The following is a 17,137-nucleotide window of genomic DNA, read 5'->3' as shown; positions in this document are numbered from 1 at the left end:
AATGAACGCGCGGCTTAAACGTCTTTCTGCTCAGCAAACAGCGCGTCAAGCTTTTGCTCAAAGTCGTGGTAATTCAAAAAGTCGTACAGCTCATCGCGGGTCTGCATGGTGTCGACCACCTCACGTTGATGGCCATTCTCTAAGATGCTTTGGTACACCTTCAGCGCGGCCGCGTTCATGGCGCGGAACGCCGACAGCGGGTAGAGCACCATGCGGCAGCCCACTTCACCCAGCTCTTGCTGAGTAAACAGCGGCGTCGCGCCGAACTCGGTAATGTTGGCCAGAATGGGGGCATTCACTCGCTGGCAGAACGCCTGATAGTCATCCAACGTATGTACCGCTTCAGCGAAGATAGCGTCAGCACCCGCTTCCACACAGGCATTCGCCCGCTCAATGGCCGCGTCCAGCCCCTCTTTTTGGAACGCATCGGTGCGTGCAATCAGGTAAAAATCCGGGTCCAGCTTGGCATCGGCAGCGGCTTTGATGCGGTCTACCATCTCTTGTTGCGAGACAATGGCCTTGTTCGGCCGGTGGCCGCAGCGCTTTTGCGCGACTTGGTCTTCCAGGTGCACAGCAGCCACGCCCGCCCGCTGCATCTCCTTCACGGTACGTGCAATGTTGAATGCACCGCCCCAGCCAGTATCAATATCTACCAGCAGCGGCAGGTCCGTCGCGCCGCAAATACGGTGCGCATCTTCCACTACATCGTTCATAGTGGTCATGCCCAGATCCGGTAGGCCAAACGATGCGTTCGCCACACCGCCACCTGACAGGTAAATGGCTTGATGCCCTACCCGCTCAGCCATCATGGCCGTATAGGCGTTAATGGTGCCTAAAATCGGCAGCGGGCGATTGGCTTCCAGCGCGGCACGAAAGCGTGCCCCAGGAGTAAGTTTGGTTGAGGTAGACATGGGCATAAGCTCCTAATCGAGCGATGTTGTGGTTTGTTGTTCGAGAATAGCGGCGTAGCGGTCAGCCACATTGGCACGGGAAGCGCTGACATGGCGGCGCATTAACAGCTCGGCTAATTCGGCGTCACCGGCTTCAATGGCATCGACAATGCGGTGGTGCTCAACAAACGCCCGCTGAGGGCGTGTGCCGCTGGCGCTAAACTGAGTACGGTAGAGGCGCACCAAGTAGTAAAGGTCATCGCAAAGCAGGTTCATGAGCATTTTGTTGTGACTGCCTTGAACAATGCGATAATGGAAGTCCAAGTCGCCTTCGCGCTGGTAGTAGGCTTCACCGCGTTTTAAATCGCCCTGGCTTTCATGCAGTGCCAGCACGTCGCGTAGCCCCTGTATCTCCTCTGGCGACATATGCTCGGCGGCCAAGCGGGCCGCCATGCTCTCCAAGGCTTCGCGCACGTCAAACAGCTCCAATAGCTCTTTCATGGAGAGCTTGACCACCCGAGCCCCCACATGGGGTACACGTTCGATCAGACGGTGGGCTTCTAAGCGACGCATGGCTTCTCGCAACGGCCCACGGGAAATACCGTAGGTTTTGGAGAGCCCAGGCTCGGTAATTTTACTGCCTGGCGCTAGCTCGCCGCGCACGATGGCGCTCTGTAGCTGATGAAACACGCGCTCCGCTAGCGTGCGTACTTCTGGCGATACCGGCTCGGCAGCGATTTCATCAGAAGTCGAGGAAGTAGTAGCAAGTAACGTCATGGAAAATTGTCGACAATTAGGGAATAAAAGAACTTTAGCCCGCTGCATTTCCCCCGTCAACCATACGAAATAGGCGCTTTTATTCACCTTTCGTTGCAAGCATCCGCCTTCTCTCCCAACCAGTGTCAACAATCAGCATTTTATGAGCCTTTTCTGCCTGACTGCGTGAGAAAGGCGTCGACGACGGCACTGGTGTCATCAAGTCGCGACCTCTAAAATACGTCGCCCCCACTGGCTTGGCGTTTGCTTCATGACAACGGCGTTGACGATTTCAGCCCTGCCCTACTCTACCGATCCTTTGGCGATCTTCGCCAAATTGCGACACCGCCCAGGCGCCGTGCTGCTCGATAGCGGCCGCCCAAAAGCGACGACCGGCCGTTTCGACATCGTCAGCAGCGACCCGCTGGCAACGCTAGCGATCACCTCAGAGGGCAACACACTTTTCTCATCTGACACGCTGACGCTCCCCGCCTCACTTGCGAACGACGTCACGGCGCAGCAGCAGTGGCTGCTCGAGCAGCTACCTGACGCTAACGAGGAGAGCGAACTGCCTTTTCTGGGCGGGCTGATGGGGTATTGGAGCTACGACCTGGGCCGCGATCTCGCCGATATTGCTAGCCAACACCCGGCAGCCACTCACCTACCTTCATTACGCGTAGGGCTATTTGATTGGTGTATTACACTTGACCATGTGAACGAGCAAGCGTGGTTCGTAGGCAGTCCGGCGCGTCGTGCACAGGTGATGGCGTGGCTGGCAGCGCCCGATGCGCCGGTAGCGCCGTTTAAACTTACTCGGCGATTTTCGCCAGAGCTCAGCCAAGCGGCCTACACCGAGCGATTCGATGCCGTGCAGCGCTATATTCGCGCCGGGGATTGCTATCAAATCAACCTCGCGCAGCGCTTCTCGGCGCGTTACGAAGGCGACGAGTGGCAGGCCTATCTCCAGCTCAGGGAAGCCACGCCCACGCCTTTTTCCGGCTTCATGGCCTGGGGCGATCACGCCGTTCTGTCGCTTTCTCCCGAGCGTTTCATCCAAAGTCGTGATGGCTTGGTGGAAACGCGCCCCATCAAAGGCACTCGGCCACGGGGCAAAACGCCCGAAGAAGACCGCGTGCTGGCTGAAGACCTGCTCAAGAGCACCAAAGACCGTGCCGAAAACGTCATGATCGTGGATCTTCTGCGTAACGATTTGGGACGTGTGTGCGTACCTGGCTCCATTCGCGTGCCGCAGCTATGCCAGTTAGAGAGCTACCCCAACGTTCACCACTTGGTCAGCGTGGTGCAAGGTCACCTGGCACCTCAACACTCACCGCTTTCATTGCTGACGGCCGCCTTCCCCGGCGGCTCGATTACCGGCGCCCCCAAAATACGAGCGATGCAGATCATCGATGAGCTGGAACCCTGCCAACGCAGCGTGTATTGCGGCAGCTTGGGCTATATCGACGTGCGCGGCAGCATGGATACGTCGATTGCCATACGCACGATGGTGGCTGACAGGGGTGACCTACATGTGTGGGGCGGCGGCGGATTGGTGGCCGATTCGCAGGCAGGCGAAGAGTACACCGAGACGCTGGACAAGATTCGCCACTTGATCAGCGCTTTGGAATAAGCGCACTGCCTTCTTACATCGAAAAGAAATATAAAAGCCTAACCAAACGGTATTGGGGAGAAGCCCCTCGCCTTTGGTAGCCTAGAGACATTGCACGCTTTTTCACAAAGGAGGCCGCATGTCCTCAACGCTTGAACAGATCAATCGCGATTTTGCCAACGACCCGCAAGGACTCATCGAGTGGGCGTTCAGCCAGGGCGAGCGCCCGATCTGCACCACCAACTTCCGCCCGTTCGAAGCCGTCATCCTGCACATGGTGACGCAAGTACGCCCTGACATCCCCATTGTCTGGATGGATAGCGGTTATAACACCGAAGCAACTTACCAGTTCGCCGATGCGCTGAATCAGCGCTTGAATTTGAATATCGTCAGCTTTTTGCCAATGCGTACTCGCGCTCATCGTGAAGCGCTGGACGGCCCCATGCCCGGCATCGATGACCCGCGCCACGCTGCCTTCACTCAAGAAGTAAAGCTGGAACCTTTCGAACGCGCGCTGCGTGAGATGCAGCCTGACGTATGGTTTACCGCACTGCGCGCCGAAGATACGCCCGAACGGGCAAAGATGCAGGTCGTCAGCCGCAACAGCGACGGCTTACTGAAAGTAGCCCCACTGCTGCAGTGGACCGCCAAAGACATGTACTACTACTTAGAAGCCCACGACCTGCCCAACAACTTCGACTACTTCGATCCCACCAAAGTGGAAGAGAAGCGCGAGTGTGGCTTGCACCTTCAGCACTGAGCGGCCAATCATGGACACATCACCTGCTCCGACGTAGCGTCGGAGCAGGTTTTTTTGATCAATACTCGGGCAGCTCGACCCCTTCGAACAGCGCCTGTTCGAAGCGTGGCCCGGCCATGAGCGCCTCGTCCACCCGGTCACGGGTCAAGTGCGGCGCAAAACGCGCCAAGAAGTCGTACATGTAGCCACGCATGAAGGTTCCGCGCCGAATCCCGATTTTCGTCGTCGAGCTGGCAAACAAATGGCTAGCATCCAGTGCGACCAAATCGCTATCCAGGGAGGGATCGACGGCCATGTGCGCAACGATGCCCACGCCCATTCCCAAACGTACGTAGGTCTTGATCACGTCCGCGTCGGCAGCGGTGAGGACAACGTTGGGCGTCAGACCTTTTGCTTTGAAGGCATCGTCGAGCTGTGAACGTCCGGTAAAGCCAAAGACGTACGTCACCAACGGGTGCTCGGCCAACGCCTCCAGGGTCAACGGGCCTGATAAGGTGGCCAAGGGGTGCTCTTTCGGCACCAGCACGCAGCGATTCCAGCGATAGCAGGGCAGCAGCACCAAGTCGGTAAACAGTTCCAACGACTCCGTGGCAATGGCAAAGTCCGCCTGCCCCTCGCTCACCATCTGCGCAATTTGCTTAGGCGTGCCCTGCTGCATGTGCAGCGCCACTTCCGGGTATTTCAGGGTGAATTCACTGATGATCGGCGGCAGGGCATAGCGCGCCTGGGTATGGGTGGTCGCAATGGACAGGCTGCCGCGACGTTCGTCGCTGTGCTCTTGAGCCACTTGCTTGATATTCTCAGTAAGCTTGAGCACCTGCCCAGCCAGTTCGATGATCGACTGCCCGGCAGGCGTGACACGGGTCAGGTGCTTGCCGCTGCGGGCAAAAATTTCGACCCCCAACTCATCCTCAAGCAAGCGAATCTGTTTGGAAATGCCCGGCTGGGACGTGAACAGGCTCTGGGCCGTCGCCGAAACGTTGAGATTGTGTCGATTGACTTCCCAGATATAGCGAAGTTGCTGTAGCTTCATATCCTCACCTTATTATCTATGCAGGAAGCACGTAAAAGCGCATCCTCGCGCTGCAACTCTGTGCTTGGCCAAGCGCCCGGTTACCATGGCTCAATGAGCACATTTTTGAATAAAAAAATGGCTTATAATTCCCTTATAGTATAAAAAATAGAGACTATGGACATCTATTAATTTTTTCTATTTAAGGACAAATCGCATCAGGAATTTGCCAGCACCCTTCTCGCCCGCTAACATCTGGCAACTTGGCGCGGTGAAAGTGCGCTAATATATCGCGTAATGACCGTTGCTCCATTTGAGGCAACGAAACAGCAAGAGCAACGCAAACGGGAGAAGCAAATGGCTACCAATGTTGATGTCACCAACGCCAATTTTGAGCAAGAAGTCCTCAACGCCGAACAGCCTGTCCTGCTGAAATTCTGGGCCCCCTGGTGCGGCCCGTGTAAAGTCATGGCACCTGTTGTCGATGAAGTGGCCGCAGAGCGTGGCGACAATCTGAAAGTCGTCAGCGTGAACGTTGACGATGCCCCGGAAATCGCCGCCGAACAGGGCGTCCGCGGTGTACCGACCGTGATGCTGTTCAAGTCGGGCACCAAGGTTGCCTCTCTGGTCGGTGCGCAATCCAAGTCTCAGCTGACGCAGTTCATCGACCAGAACGCCTAAGCCGTTCACGTTACCGCTGGCACTGCCAGCGGTAACGCCGCTCCCCCCTTTCCTCACGTCTCTCTTTCACCAGCGCCGCGCCTAGTCATCAAACGTCGCTCTCTTCACGCTTAGACCACACGCCACGCCGCCATGGCGGTCGGCGCGCATCGCCAGGTCGTCTTACCTGCACGTTTCGTTGCCTGCCAGGCCCCAGCAAGTGGGCAATCCAGCGCGTTTGTGGATGACTATCCAGCGCGATTTTCAGCGTCATGGTGAGCACCACCGATAGCAACATACCCGCTGCACCAAAGATCCACCCCCATACCACTAGCGAAAGAAACGCCACGAAAGTGGATAACCCCAGCGCTTGGCCCATCACTCGCGGCTCGATCAAGTTACCCAAAATGAAATTGATGACGAGATACGCAGAGGCCAACAAAAATGCCTGTAGCAAACCGCCATCCTGGGAGACCAAAAGCAGCAGCACCGGAGGAATCGCTGCCAGTGCCGAACCGATGTTGGGGATGAAATTGAGCGCAAAGGCCAGCACCCCCCAGAGCAGCGGGAATTCCACCCCCACCATCAGGCATGAGAGCCATACCAGCACGCCGGTCGCCAGACTAATCACGGTTTTCACCGCCAAATAGCGTTTCAACGTCAAACTGAACTCGCTGAACCGCTTGAGGCTTGGCGCGGGATTCTCGAGTGCGCGCGACACCTTATCGCGGAAGTGCAGCGTCTCGAACAGCATGAAGATCACCAGCAGTGCGACGATACTGCCCTGCATGAACAGCGAACCAAGTTCCCCCAACAGCGTGGCAACCCAGGAACCGTCCTCTTCCATGGCGAACATAGAGCTGAGCTGATCGGGATCGATGGCCAATCCATGGGAAGCCAACGTATTGAGCAGATCCCAATAGTGCTCATAGAGCCTAGACTCGATGTCCGGCAGCGCCTCGACGAAGGTACTAAAGCTGTTGACCACCAGTAAGCCAATCAGCGATAGAAACCCCACCAAGACCAACAGCGTAATCAACGCCGACATTCGTCGGCTGAGGCCGCAGTGATGCAGCCACTGAACGGGAGAGGTACATACCACGGCAATGAACACCGCTAGCAACAGCGGCACCAATAAATCAGCCCCTACTTTCATGCCCGCAATGATCACCACCAGCGCAGCGAGCGCCAGCGTGGCATTGAGCGGAATACTTCGATAATCCTCATCCGACAACTTCGACATAGCCCTTTCCTTAGCATGTTATCTATACATGATGGTGGTTTGGCTGGTATTGCACAAACCATGCAAACATTCAGCAACTGTTTTTCGTCTAAGCTTAGCCTGTGAACTTTATGGCCACGCCCCCTTCAAAGCAGCGACATCACACGCTATTCAGCGCACACAACGTACTGGCTCTCTCAGCAAGGAAGTGACCAATGAAAACAGCAACGCACCCTTTGAAACGACTCCGCCATGGCGTGATAGGTGGCGCACTATTAGCCCTCTTGGCCGCCCCGGGCGCTCATGCCGCTCCCCCTGCACCCCCTAGCCTGAGCGTTCAAGCGCAGTCGTGGGTAGAAGTCGAACCCGATAAAGCCACGCTCTCAGCACGCCTATGGGAGAATACGCCCGCCGTCTCTACCCTAGAAGATACGGACAGTGCCGCGCTTGGCAGCGCTCGCGAACGTCTCGAGCAGCGGGCCAGCGAACTCATCGCCGCCATGGAAGAGATGGGCATCGAGCAACGCGCGATCAATGCCGGTTCACTGAACGTTTATCCTGAGCATGTTGCGGGACCGCGCAATGAAGGGGGCGAGCAAGATACTCTGATGCGCACCCGCTTGGAGCGCCCCTTCAGCGTAGAGCTAACTAATATAGACCAATTAGGCGATGTGCTGGACGCGCTGATTGGCGCTGGCGTCAATGCGCTGGATGGCGTGCAGTTCGACCTGCAGGACCGGGACGCAGCGACCGACGAAGCACTGACCAAGGCGCTGGAAAAAGCCCGCCATAAAGCCGATCTCATGGCGAGCACTCTCGATGTCACGCTTGGCCCCGTTCAGCGCATCGAAGAGACCCAGGCGCCCATCTTTCAACCCCGCATGATGGCCATGCGCGCCGAAAGTGACGCCATGGGCAGCGGTTCAGCCAGCGACTACCGCCCCGGCACCATTCGCATCGATGCCGGGGTGAACGTCGAGTGGGCGCTTAGAGGGCAAGACGCTCGAGGCCGCCCAGGTAGGGTTGCAGGGGAGCCGGAACAGTAATCGACCCATCCGCCTGCTGGTGGTTTTCGAGCACCGCCAGCAGGCAGCGGCCAACAGCAAGGCCAGAACCATTGAGCGTATGCAGGAGCTGCGGCTTTTTGGCTTCCGGATGACGGTAACGCGCTTGCATCCGACGCGCCTGGAAATCTTCGCAGTTGGAGACTGACGAGATTTCCCGATACGTGTTCTGGCTCGGTAGCCACACTTCCAAGTCGTAGGTTTTTGCCGCGCCAAAACCCATGTCACCCGTACATAGCGTCACCACTCGATACGGCAACTCAAGCGCCTGCAGAATGGCTTCTGCATGGCCGCGCATCTCTTCCAACGCGTCGTAGCTCTTCTCCGGCTCCACAATTTGCACCATTTCGACTTTATCGAACTGGTGTTGACGAATCATGCCACGGGTATCGCGCCCATGGGAGCCGGCTTCCGAACGGAAACATGGAGTATGCGCCGTGAGCTTCATCGGCAGCGCAGACAGCTCGACGATCTCATCACGCACGAAGTTGGTCAGCGGTACTTCCGATGTGGGAATCAGGTGGTACTCCCGCTCATCGTTCAGCTTGAACAGATCCTCGCCAAACTTGGGCAGCTGGCCCGTACCCATCAGCGAATCGCGATTCACCATGTAAGGCACGTAGCACTCCTCATAGCCGTGCTGCTGGGTCTGTGTATCCAGCATGAACTGCGCCAGCGCGCGATGCAGGCGCGCAACGGGCCCGCGCATCACTGCAAAGCGCGCGCCGGTCAGCTTGGCCGCCAGCTCAAAATCGAGATAACCAGACTTCTTGCCCAAGTCCACGTGATCCAGTACGTCGAAATCGAACTCTCGCGGCGTCCCCCAGCGGTGCAGCTCGACGTTATCGTCTTCGCTCTTGCCTTCCGGCACGCTCTCATGGGGCAGGTTGGGAATACCGCTAATCGCGTCGTCCCACTCGGCCTGCACCTCGGCCAGCTCGCGCTTGGCCGCGTCCAAACGATCGCCTAGATCACTCACCTCGTCCAACAGCGGTTGAATGTCCTCACCGTTGGCCTTGGCCTTACCAATCGCTTTGGAGCGCATATTACGCTCGTTCTGCAGTTGCTCGGTCTGAGTTTGCAGCTCACGACGGCGCGACTCTAGCGCCTGCAGCGCTGCTGTATCGAGTTCGAAGCCCCGGCGGGCCAGTTGTTGCGCAGTCGCATCAAGATCACCGCGCAGCAGTTTCGGATCGAGCATGGATTATCCCTTGGCCTGAATACTGTGGAACACGGCACATCGACGCCGTGACAAAGAGAGCTATTGTAGGCAAAAGCGAGACAGGGGGCTATGGGGCATGGCCTTAGCAACGCGCAGAGGAAGCGCAGGCATGCGCCATGAGCACATCACATACCCATCCCCAATCATTAGCCAAAAGTGATAGAGTGCCCGCCGCTTCATAGCAAGAACCACTAACAACGGGTTTTAGAAAAGGAGAATGTTGTGCAGGAAACCGCAACGAAAGGAACATTCGGCTGGTGGCGGCGTATCGCGCTGTGGAAAAAAATCCTGGCGGGTTTAGCCCTTGGGGTCTTGGCCGGTGCGCTGCTGGGTGAAACAGCCAGTGTGTTCAAGCCTCTGGGCGATATCTTCATTAATGCCATCATGATGCTGATTGTACCGCTGGTATTTTCCACCCTGGTGGTGGGCATCACCTCCATGCGAGATCCACAAAAGATGGGCCGTATCGGTGCACGCACCATCACGCTTTACCTAGTGACCACTGCCTTTGCCATCACCATTGGCCTCGTCCTTTCCACTCTGCTACAGCCTGGGGTGGGAGTGGGGCTGAGCTTCGATGCCGAGGTCTCGGCCAATGAAGCGCCCTCTCTGGTCTCTATTTTGGTCAACCTCGTGCCGCGAAACCCGCTGGATGCCCTAGCGAACGGCAATATCATGCAGATCATCGTCTTTGCCATTGGTTTGGGAATCTCGCTTACCCTGATCGGCGAGAAGGGCGAGCCGGTCATGAAGGTTTTCGATAGCTTCGCAGAGGCCATGTACAAACTCACCGGCCTCGTGATGGCGTTCGCCCCGTTCGGGGTGTTTGGTTTGATTGCACACGTCTCCGGCCAGTACGGATTGGAAATCCTGCTACCGCTCGCCAAACTCATCGGCGTGGTCTACGTGGCCAGCATTCTGCATGTTCTGGTGATTTACTCGGGCTTTATCTCCCTGCTGGGTCGTTTGAATCCCGTGCGTTACCTGAAAGGCAGCCTGGACGCCATTGTCGTCGCTTTCTCTTCTGCGTCCTCGGCAGGCACCCTGCCCGTCTCGATTCGCTGCGCACAGAAAAACCTGGGCGTCTCCGAAGGGGTGTCCGGCTTTGTACTGCCCGTAGGCGCCACCATCAATATGGATGGCACGGCACTGTATCAAGGCGTGGTGGTGCTGTTCATTGCACAGATGACCGGCACCGATCTCAGCATGATGGACTATGGCATGATCGTTGCCACCGGTACGCTGGCTTCGATTGGCACAGCGGGCGTTCCCGGTGCAGGGCTGATCATGCTGTCGATCGTTATGGCGCAAATTGGCCTGCCGCTGGAAGCCATTGCCGTGGTGGCGGGTATCGACCGCATTCTAGACATGGCACGCACCAGCGTGAACGTAGCCGGTGATTTGATGGTCACCACGCTGGTAGGTAAAAGCGAGGGCGAGCTCAACGAGGAGATTTACAACACCAGCCGTTCTTGATGCCAGGTTCTGCCACCTCACACGCCCGCTGCCCTTGGCAGCGGGCATTTTTTATAGTGGCTGGCAAGCTGCTAGGATACGACTCTTCCACTCTCCCCAAGCGAGCCGCCATGTCGTCCACCGTTGAAAAGACCCTTGCCGCTATCGATGCGCTGCACGCCCAAGATCCTCAGACGACCACCCTGCCAAATGGTGACGCCCAGCCCAAAGAGCTGGCTTATGCACAGCGCATGAGCCGGTGGCTAGAGCGACTGCAGGAGACGCCGAGCGAGCTGTTGCGCATTGCCGTGCGTGCCCAGCATCTGCAGCGCTGGCAACTGCCGCGAAGCGATTACCCAGAAGGCCGTATTGGCTACTTAACTTGGCGGCGAGACCAAAGTGCCCAGGCAGGCGATACCACGGCGGCAATCATGGAAGAAGCGGGCTACTCCCAAGAGGAGGCCAAGCGCGTGGCCAGCATGATTCGCAAGCAAGGCCTGGGGCGGGATAGCGATGTGCAAGCCCTGGAAGACTGCGCCTGCTTAGTGTTCTTGGAAAACTACTTCGCCGATTTCTCCCGAAAGGTAGAGCACGACCATATGGTGCGCATTGTGCAAAAGACCTGGGGCAAGATGTCGCCGCAGGCGCACACCCTGGCTCTGGCGCTACCCATGAACAACGCCTGTTCAGCGCTCGTCAAAGAGGCGTTAGGCAGTCACTGAGACGGCACGTCAAGATGCACCGGCGCAGCAGCTGCGGTAAAGTAACGCTATCCCCTATCCGCTTCCAGCAGTGACGGCTCAACCCTCTATGATTGCATCCCTGGATTCTCGCACGGCCCCTTTCGAACGAATTGGCAGCCACTATGTGCGTTTTCTCGAAGCCCTCCGCGCGCGTGGGTTCGAAGGTGAAATAGCGCCGGATTACGCCAACCGCACCGTGCTGGCAACGGATAACTCGATTTATCAGCGCCTTCCCCAGGCGGCGGTTTTTCCCAAACACGCCGAAGACTTAGAGCGCCTTGCCAAGCTTGCCTCCGAACTGCCCCATCGGGATATCGTCCTGACCCCACGGGGTGGCGGCACCGGTACCAACGGCCAGTCGCTGACCGATGGCATCGTGGTGGATGTCTCCCGCCATATGAACCAAATCATTGAGATTGATGTGGCAGCCCGCCGGGTGCGGGTACAAGCAGGCGTGGTCAAAGACCAGCTCAACGCCGCGCTGAAACCCCACGGGCTGTTTTTCGCCCCTGAACTTTCAACATCGAATCGCGCCACCATTGGCGGCATGATCTCCACCGATGCCAGTGGCCAGGGTAGCTGCCAGTACGGCAAAACCCGCCACCACGTGCTAGAGCTGGATACGATTCTGCTCGGCGGGCAGCATTTACACAGCCGCCCACTCAACGCGGAAGAGGAGCAGCAGGCGCTGGCGCAAGAGGGTGTGCTAGGCAATGTACACCGCACTGCCGCCACGATAATCGATCAACAGCGGGAGCTGATCGAAGCAACATTCCCGCCGCTCAACCGCTGCCTGACCGGCTACGACCTAGCGCATCTGCGCGAAGAGGGCCAGCTTAACCTGAATAGCCTGCTGTGCGGTTCGGAAGGCTCCCTGGGCTTTTTAAACGAAGCCGTGCTCAACGTCTTGCCGATCCCCAAGCACTCCACGCTGGTCAACGTACGCTACCCAAGCTTTATGGATGCCTTGCGGGATGCCAAAGCGTTGATGGCCAGCAGCGCGAAGCCAACGTCCATTGAAACCGTGGACGACACCGTGCTGCAACTGGCGATGGAAGACTTCGTTTGGGACAGCGTGGCAGAATTTTTCCCGGCGGGCAGCACGCCTATTCAGGGCATCAACCTGATCGAGTTCAACGACGATGACCCCGAACAGCTCGCAGCGCGTGTAACGGCGTTTACCCAGCACCTGAGCCAGGATGCCACCGTAGAGCGATTAGGCTACACCCTGGCGGAAGGCCGCCCGCAGATCCAGAAAGTCTACGCCATGCGCAAACGCTCGGTGGGTCTGCTGGGTAACGTTCAGGGGGAAAAACGCCCGCTGCCGTTCGTGGAGGACACCGCCGTTCCGCCGGAACACTTGGCCGACTTCATTACCGAGTTCCGCGCCGCGCTGGATGCGCGCCAGCTCTCCTACGGCATGTTTGGCCATGTGGATGCGGGGGTGCTGCATGTGCGCCCGGCACTGGATATGAAAGACCCCGCCCAGGAAGCGCTGATTCGCGAGATTTCTGATGAAGTCGCTGCGCTCACCCAGAAGTACGGCGGGCTGCTGTGGGGCGAACACGGTAAAGGCGTGCGCTCCGAGTACGGGCCGAAGTTCTTCGGTGAGCTTTACCCCTGCCTGCAGCAGGTCAAGGCGGCGTTCGACCCGCACAACCAGCTCAACCCCGGCAAGATCGCCTCACCTTCTGAAAGCACCACGCTGATTGCGAAAGAGAGCGACCCGGAACTGCTCACCGTTGACGGCGTGCCCATGCGCGGCCAGCTCGACCGCACTATTGACGAGCGGGCCTGGCAGGCCTATGACGCAGCGGTGTATTGCAACGGCAACGGCGCTTGCTACAACTACGATGTGGACGACCCCATGTGCCCATCGTGGAAGGCCACCCGCGACCGCCGCCACTCCCCTAAAGGCCGCGCCAGCTTGATTCGTGAGTGGCTGCGCTTGCAGTCGCAAGCGGGCATCGACGTGGTGGAAGAGTCGCGCAAAAAGAAAGCCGAGCGCACCTGGGGCTTTATCAAAAGCTTCCCCAAGCGGGTGATGAACACCGTTAGCCGCCAGCAGCACCACGACTACTCCCATGAAGTCTACGATGCCATGGCGGGCTGCTTGGCGTGTAAGTCCTGCGCGGGCCAGTGTCCGATCAAAGTCAACGTACCGCAGTTCCGCTCACAGTTTTTAGAGGTGTATCACGGCCGCTATCTGCGCCCGCTGCGGGATTACGTGATTGGCGGCACCGAATTTATGCTGCCTGCGTTAACCAAGATGGCTCCGCTGTATAACGCCGCCCTTGGCCAGCGCTGGGTCGAGCAACTCATGCAGAAGGGGCTCGGTATTAGCGACTCTCCCGCGCTCTCTCGCGCTAACGTGAAAAAGCAGCTGCGCGCCTGGGGCATTGCGGAAGCCACGCCCACATCGCTTGCGCTACTCACCGAGCAGCAGCGGGCCAACAGCGTCGTGATTGTGCAAGACGCCTTCACCACCCACTTTGAAGCCAAGCTGGTGATGGATGTGGTAGAGCTGCTATCGCGGCTGAACCTGCGCGTGTTCGTCATGCCGTTTTCCGCCAACGGCAAGCCGCTACACGTACAGGGCTTTTTGGGTGCCTTTGAGCGCACGGCAGAAAAGCAGGCCAAACGCCTTCGCGCACTCAGCGAGTTCGAGGTGCCCATGGTAGGCATCGACCCTGCCATGACGCTGACCTACCGCCAGGAGTACGTCAAAGCGCTGGGCCCTGAGCAAGTGCCGAACGTACTGATGCTGCAAGAGTGGCTAGCCACCCGCGTCAACACCCTCGCCCCCGGCCAGCTAACGCTCAAAGACCCAGGCTTTAAGCTGCTTTCCCACTGCACCGAAAAAACCAACGCGCCGGGCAGCCCAAAAGCGTGGCAGCAGGTATTTGCAGCGTTTGGTTTGCAGCTAGAGCTGGCCACCACGGGCTGCTGCGGCATGTCCGGCACCTACGGCCACGAGACCCGTAACGTCGCCACCTCGAAAACGATTTATGCCCAGTCGTGGCAGCCCCAGGTGGAAGCGGAAGAGAACAGCGGTAAGCTACTAGCCACCGGCTACTCCTGCCGCAGCCAGGTGAAACGCTACTCGGCGCAAACCCTGCCCCACCCTCTGCAAGCTCTGCTGACCAGTATCAAACAGGCCAGCCGCTAACGCGGCTGGCCTGCTGGGGCTTGCTGGCATCCGTGTGGAGCGTTCAGAAAAACAGCCGCTTGAGGGCCAAACCAGGGTCCTCTTCGCGCATAAACGCTTCCCCCACCAAAAAGCCATTGACCTCGTGGTCACGCATTAGCTCTACATCATCACGCGTGTGAATGCCGGATTCGGTAATCACGGTCACGCCTTCAGGGATACGCGGCAGCAGATCCAGAGTGGTATTCAGGCTGGTATCAAAAGTGTGTAGGTTGCGGTTGTTAATACCCACCAGCTTTAGGTCCAGCGCCAGGGCGCGCTCTAGCTCCTCTGCATCGTGAACTTCCACCAGCACATCCATCCCCAATGCGTTGGCCTGCTGGTGCAGGTCACGCAGCTGAGCGTCATTGAGCGCCGCCACAATCAATAGGATGCAGTCCGCACCGATGGCGCGCGCTTCAGTGACCTGATAGCCGTGGGTAATAAAGTCTTTACGGATCACCGGCAGATCGCAGGCATCGCGAGCGGCAATGAGGTAATCCTCATGGCCCTGGAAGAAGTCGGCATCGGTGAGCACGGAAAGGCACGCTGCGCCGCCCTGGGCGTAGCTTTTGGCGATATCCGCTGGGTGAAACTCTTCCCGCATCACGCCTTTAGAGGGCGAGGCTTTTTTCACCTCGGCGATGACTGCCGCGTCGCCTGCCGCAATACGCTGATTCAATGCAGCAATAAAGCCACGGGGCGCACTCTGCTTCTCCGCTAGCGCTAGCAGATCAGCCTCAGATACTGCTTGCTGACGCTCAGCGACTTCCTGATCTTTACGGGCCAAAATGCGCGTTAAAATAGTCGGCGTTGCCTGGTCACTCATTGGAAGTTTTACCCTTTAAAGACGCTAGTGAAGTGCGAAAGCTCTCGGAGCTTCTCAAGCGGTAGTTTGGAGGCCTGGGCATCCTGGGCCACCATCACGCCCTCTTTCAAGCTATCGGCCACGCCCGCGCAGTAAAGCGCCGCCCCGGCGTTGAGCGCCACCATATCTGCCGCCGCTCCTTCACCGCTAAGTGCGGCTTTCACCAAACGCAGGCTATCTTCCGCGCTGGACGCTTTAAGGGTGGCGAGGCTTTGGCGCTCAATGCCCATGGATTCCGGCGTAATCGTGTACTGGGTAATCTCGCCCTCTTTTAGCTCTGCCACCAGAGTGGGCGCTGCCAGGGAGATTTCATCCAGTCCATCTTCAGAATGCACCACCATGACATGGCGGCTACCCAGCTTGCGCAATACTTCGGCCATCAGAGGCACTAGCTCCGCGGAATACACGCCCAGCACTTGATTGGGCGCACTGGCGGGGTTGGTTAACGGGCCAAGAATATTGAACAGCGTACGTACGCCCATTTCCCGCCGTGGCCCAATGGCATAGCGCATGGCTGGGTGGTGGTTGGGTGCGAACATAAAGCCAACGCCTACCTGCTCAATGCAGCGCGCCACTTGTTCAGGCTTGAGGTCGAGATAGATGCCGGCAATATCGAATAAATCGGCGCTGCCAGAAGAAGAGGAGACGCTGCGATTGCCATGTTTAGCCACATGGGCACCGCCAGCGGCGGCCACAAAACTAGACGCCGTGGACACATTAAACAGGTTCGCGCCATCGCCGCCGGTGCCGACGATATCCACCACGTTCTCGGTGTGTAGCTCAACGCGTTTCATTAAATCGCGCATCACCTGGGCGGCGGCGCTAATCTCTTCAGCGCTTTCGCCTTTCATGGCCAGCCCCACCAGCAGGCCGCCAATTTGCGCGTCGGAGGCTTCGCCGGTCATGATCTGGCGCATCAGTGCGTGCATCGCATTGAAAGAGAGGTCTTCGCGGCGCATCACCGCGTTAATTGCGTCTCGCATTTGCATGAGCAGGAAAGCCCCTAAAGCGTATGAATTTGGCGATCAGCCGCGTTGTAAAAAATTGGCCAATAACGCATGGCCCTGGCGCGTGAGTATCGACTCAGGGTGAAACTGTACCCCCTCCACATCAAGGGTACGATGACGAAAGCCCATGATCAGCCCGGGCGTTACGTCATCCTCGGCGGTCCAGGCGGTCACTTCCAGGCAGTCGGGCAGGCTCTCCTGCTCAACCACCAATGAGTGATAGCGTGTCACTTCCAGCGGGTTTTCCAGCCCGCTGAACACGCCCTGCCCACGGTGTACCACGGCCGAGGTTTTACCGTGCATCACCTGGGGTGCCCGCACCACTTTGCCGCCGTACACCTGGCCAATGGCCTGATGCCCCAGGCAAACGCCCAAAATAGGCAGTTTGCCCGCAAAGTGCTCGATGGCCGCTAGCGAAATGCCCGCTTCGTTGGGCGTACACGGGCCGGGCGAAATCACCAGATGGGTAGGCGCCAGGGCACGCATCTGCTCCAGGGTAATCTCATCGTTGCGATAGGTCATCACCTCGGCATCCAGCTCACCCAGGTACTGGACGATGTTAAACGTGAAGCTGTCGTAGTTATCCAGCATCAACACCCGTTGCTCTGCCTGCGCTTGCGCCATCGCCCCGCTTACTCCATCACATAAATAAAACCGCACAGGCTAGATGATACCCCAACCC

At 58.1% G+C, this 17,137-nt stretch carries 15 protein-coding genes; 7 read left to right on the top strand and 8 right to left on the bottom strand.

Features of this window, described 5'->3' with window-relative positions; genetic code table 11:
- Positions 1–14: 14 nt before the first annotated feature.
- Both prpB and NH398_RS06365 read right to left on the bottom strand, forming a co-directional pair.
- The gene (gene prpB / locus NH398_RS06370; RefSeq protein ID WP_253017296.1) at positions 15–911 is read right to left on the bottom strand and encodes a methylisocitrate lyase; all 897 of its coding nucleotides are present in this window, start codon (positions 909–911) and stop codon (positions 15–17) included.
- A 12-nt stretch (positions 912–923) separates the two neighbouring features.
- Positions 924–1,667, bottom strand: a complete 744-nt coding sequence (locus NH398_RS06365; RefSeq protein ID WP_253017294.1) for a GntR family transcriptional regulator — start codon at positions 1,665–1,667, stop codon at positions 924–926.
- A 250-nt stretch (positions 1,668–1,917) separates the two neighbouring features.
- On the opposite strand from NH398_RS06365, the gene pabB reads away from it, so the two are divergent.
- A complete protein-coding gene (gene pabB, locus NH398_RS06360; RefSeq protein ID WP_253017292.1) occupies positions 1,918–3,276 on the top strand; it encodes an aminodeoxychorismate synthase component I in 1,359 nt (452 codons plus the stop codon).
- Between the two features lie 118 nt (positions 3,277–3,394).
- Complete coding sequence (locus NH398_RS06355) at positions 3,395–4,015, top strand: phosphoadenosine phosphosulfate reductase family protein (protein WP_253017291.1); 621 nt, start codon at positions 3,395–3,397, stop codon at positions 4,013–4,015.
- 58 nt (positions 4,016–4,073) lie between these two features.
- Here NH398_RS06355 and cysB read toward each other — a convergent pair whose 3' ends face one another.
- The gene (gene cysB / locus NH398_RS06350) at positions 4,074–5,048 is read right to left on the bottom strand and encodes an HTH-type transcriptional regulator CysB (RefSeq protein ID WP_253017289.1); all 975 of its coding nucleotides are present in this window, start codon (positions 5,046–5,048) and stop codon (positions 4,074–4,076) included.
- A 276-nt stretch (positions 5,049–5,324) separates the two neighbouring features.
- On the opposite strand from cysB, the gene trxA reads away from it, so the two are divergent.
- Positions 5,325–5,708, top strand: a complete 384-nt coding sequence (trxA, locus tag NH398_RS06345) for a thioredoxin (protein WP_159341700.1) — start codon at positions 5,325–5,327, stop codon at positions 5,706–5,708.
- A gap of 88 nt (positions 5,709–5,796) precedes the next feature.
- Here trxA and NH398_RS06340 read toward each other — a convergent pair whose 3' ends face one another.
- Entirely contained in the window at positions 5,797–6,930 is a 1,134-nt protein-coding gene (locus tag NH398_RS06340; RefSeq protein WP_159341699.1) for an AI-2E family transporter, read from the bottom strand.
- Positions 6,931–7,124: 194 nt separating this feature from the next.
- Between NH398_RS06340 and NH398_RS06335 the strand changes: the two genes are divergently transcribed.
- Positions 7,125–7,955, top strand: a complete 831-nt coding sequence (locus NH398_RS06335) for an SIMPL domain-containing protein (RefSeq protein WP_159341698.1) — start codon at positions 7,125–7,127, stop codon at positions 7,953–7,955.
- Here the strand turns inward: NH398_RS06335 and serS are convergent.
- Positions 7,897–9,174, bottom strand: a complete 1,278-nt coding sequence (gene serS / locus NH398_RS06330; RefSeq protein ID WP_253017278.1) for a serine--tRNA ligase — start codon at positions 9,172–9,174, stop codon at positions 7,897–7,899. The two genes, NH398_RS06335 and serS, sit on opposite strands and share 59 nt — an antisense overlap.
- A gap of 243 nt (positions 9,175–9,417) precedes the next feature.
- On the opposite strand from serS, the gene NH398_RS06325 reads away from it, so the two are divergent.
- The 3 genes from NH398_RS06325 to NH398_RS06315 all read left to right on the top strand — a co-directional run bounded on the left by NH398_RS06325 (position 9,418) and on the right by NH398_RS06315 (position 14,562).
- Positions 9,418–10,671: a dicarboxylate/amino acid:cation symporter gene (locus tag NH398_RS06325; RefSeq protein WP_159341696.1), complete on the top strand. Its 1,254-nt coding sequence runs from the start codon at positions 9,418–9,420 to the stop codon at positions 10,669–10,671.
- Between the two features lie 110 nt (positions 10,672–10,781).
- Entirely contained in the window at positions 10,782–11,372 is a 591-nt protein-coding gene (locus NH398_RS06320; RefSeq protein WP_253017276.1) for a DUF4202 domain-containing protein, read from the top strand.
- An 88-nt stretch (positions 11,373–11,460) separates the two neighbouring features.
- Positions 11,461–14,562, top strand: a complete 3,102-nt coding sequence (locus NH398_RS06315; protein ID WP_253017274.1) for an FAD-binding and (Fe-S)-binding domain-containing protein — start codon at positions 11,461–11,463, stop codon at positions 14,560–14,562.
- 43 nt (positions 14,563–14,605) lie between these two features.
- Here NH398_RS06315 and trpC read toward each other — a convergent pair whose 3' ends face one another.
- The 3 genes from trpC to NH398_RS06300 are packed head-to-tail and all read right to left on the bottom strand — an operon-like array spanning position 14,606 to position 17,079.
- Positions 14,606–15,409 (bottom strand): indole-3-glycerol phosphate synthase TrpC, encoded by an 804-nt coding sequence (gene trpC, locus NH398_RS06310; RefSeq protein ID WP_159341693.1) that lies wholly within the window; start codon positions 15,407–15,409, stop codon positions 14,606–14,608.
- 8 nt (positions 15,410–15,417) lie between these two features.
- Positions 15,418–16,437, bottom strand: coding sequence for an anthranilate phosphoribosyltransferase (trpD, locus tag NH398_RS06305; protein WP_159341692.1), 1,020 nt, complete (start codon positions 16,435–16,437; stop codon positions 15,418–15,420).
- A 36-nt stretch (positions 16,438–16,473) separates the two neighbouring features.
- Positions 16,474–17,079, bottom strand: coding sequence for an aminodeoxychorismate/anthranilate synthase component II (locus tag NH398_RS06300; protein WP_253017272.1), 606 nt, complete (start codon positions 17,077–17,079; stop codon positions 16,474–16,476).
- Positions 17,080–17,137: the final 58 nt, after the last annotated feature.

The sequence above is a fragment of the Halomonas sp. CnH100-B genome (assembly GCF_024124605.1).
Classification (GTDB): Bacteria; Pseudomonadota; Gammaproteobacteria; order Pseudomonadales; family Halomonadaceae; genus Vreelandella.
This window is presented reverse-complemented; position numbering and strand designations above follow the sequence as displayed.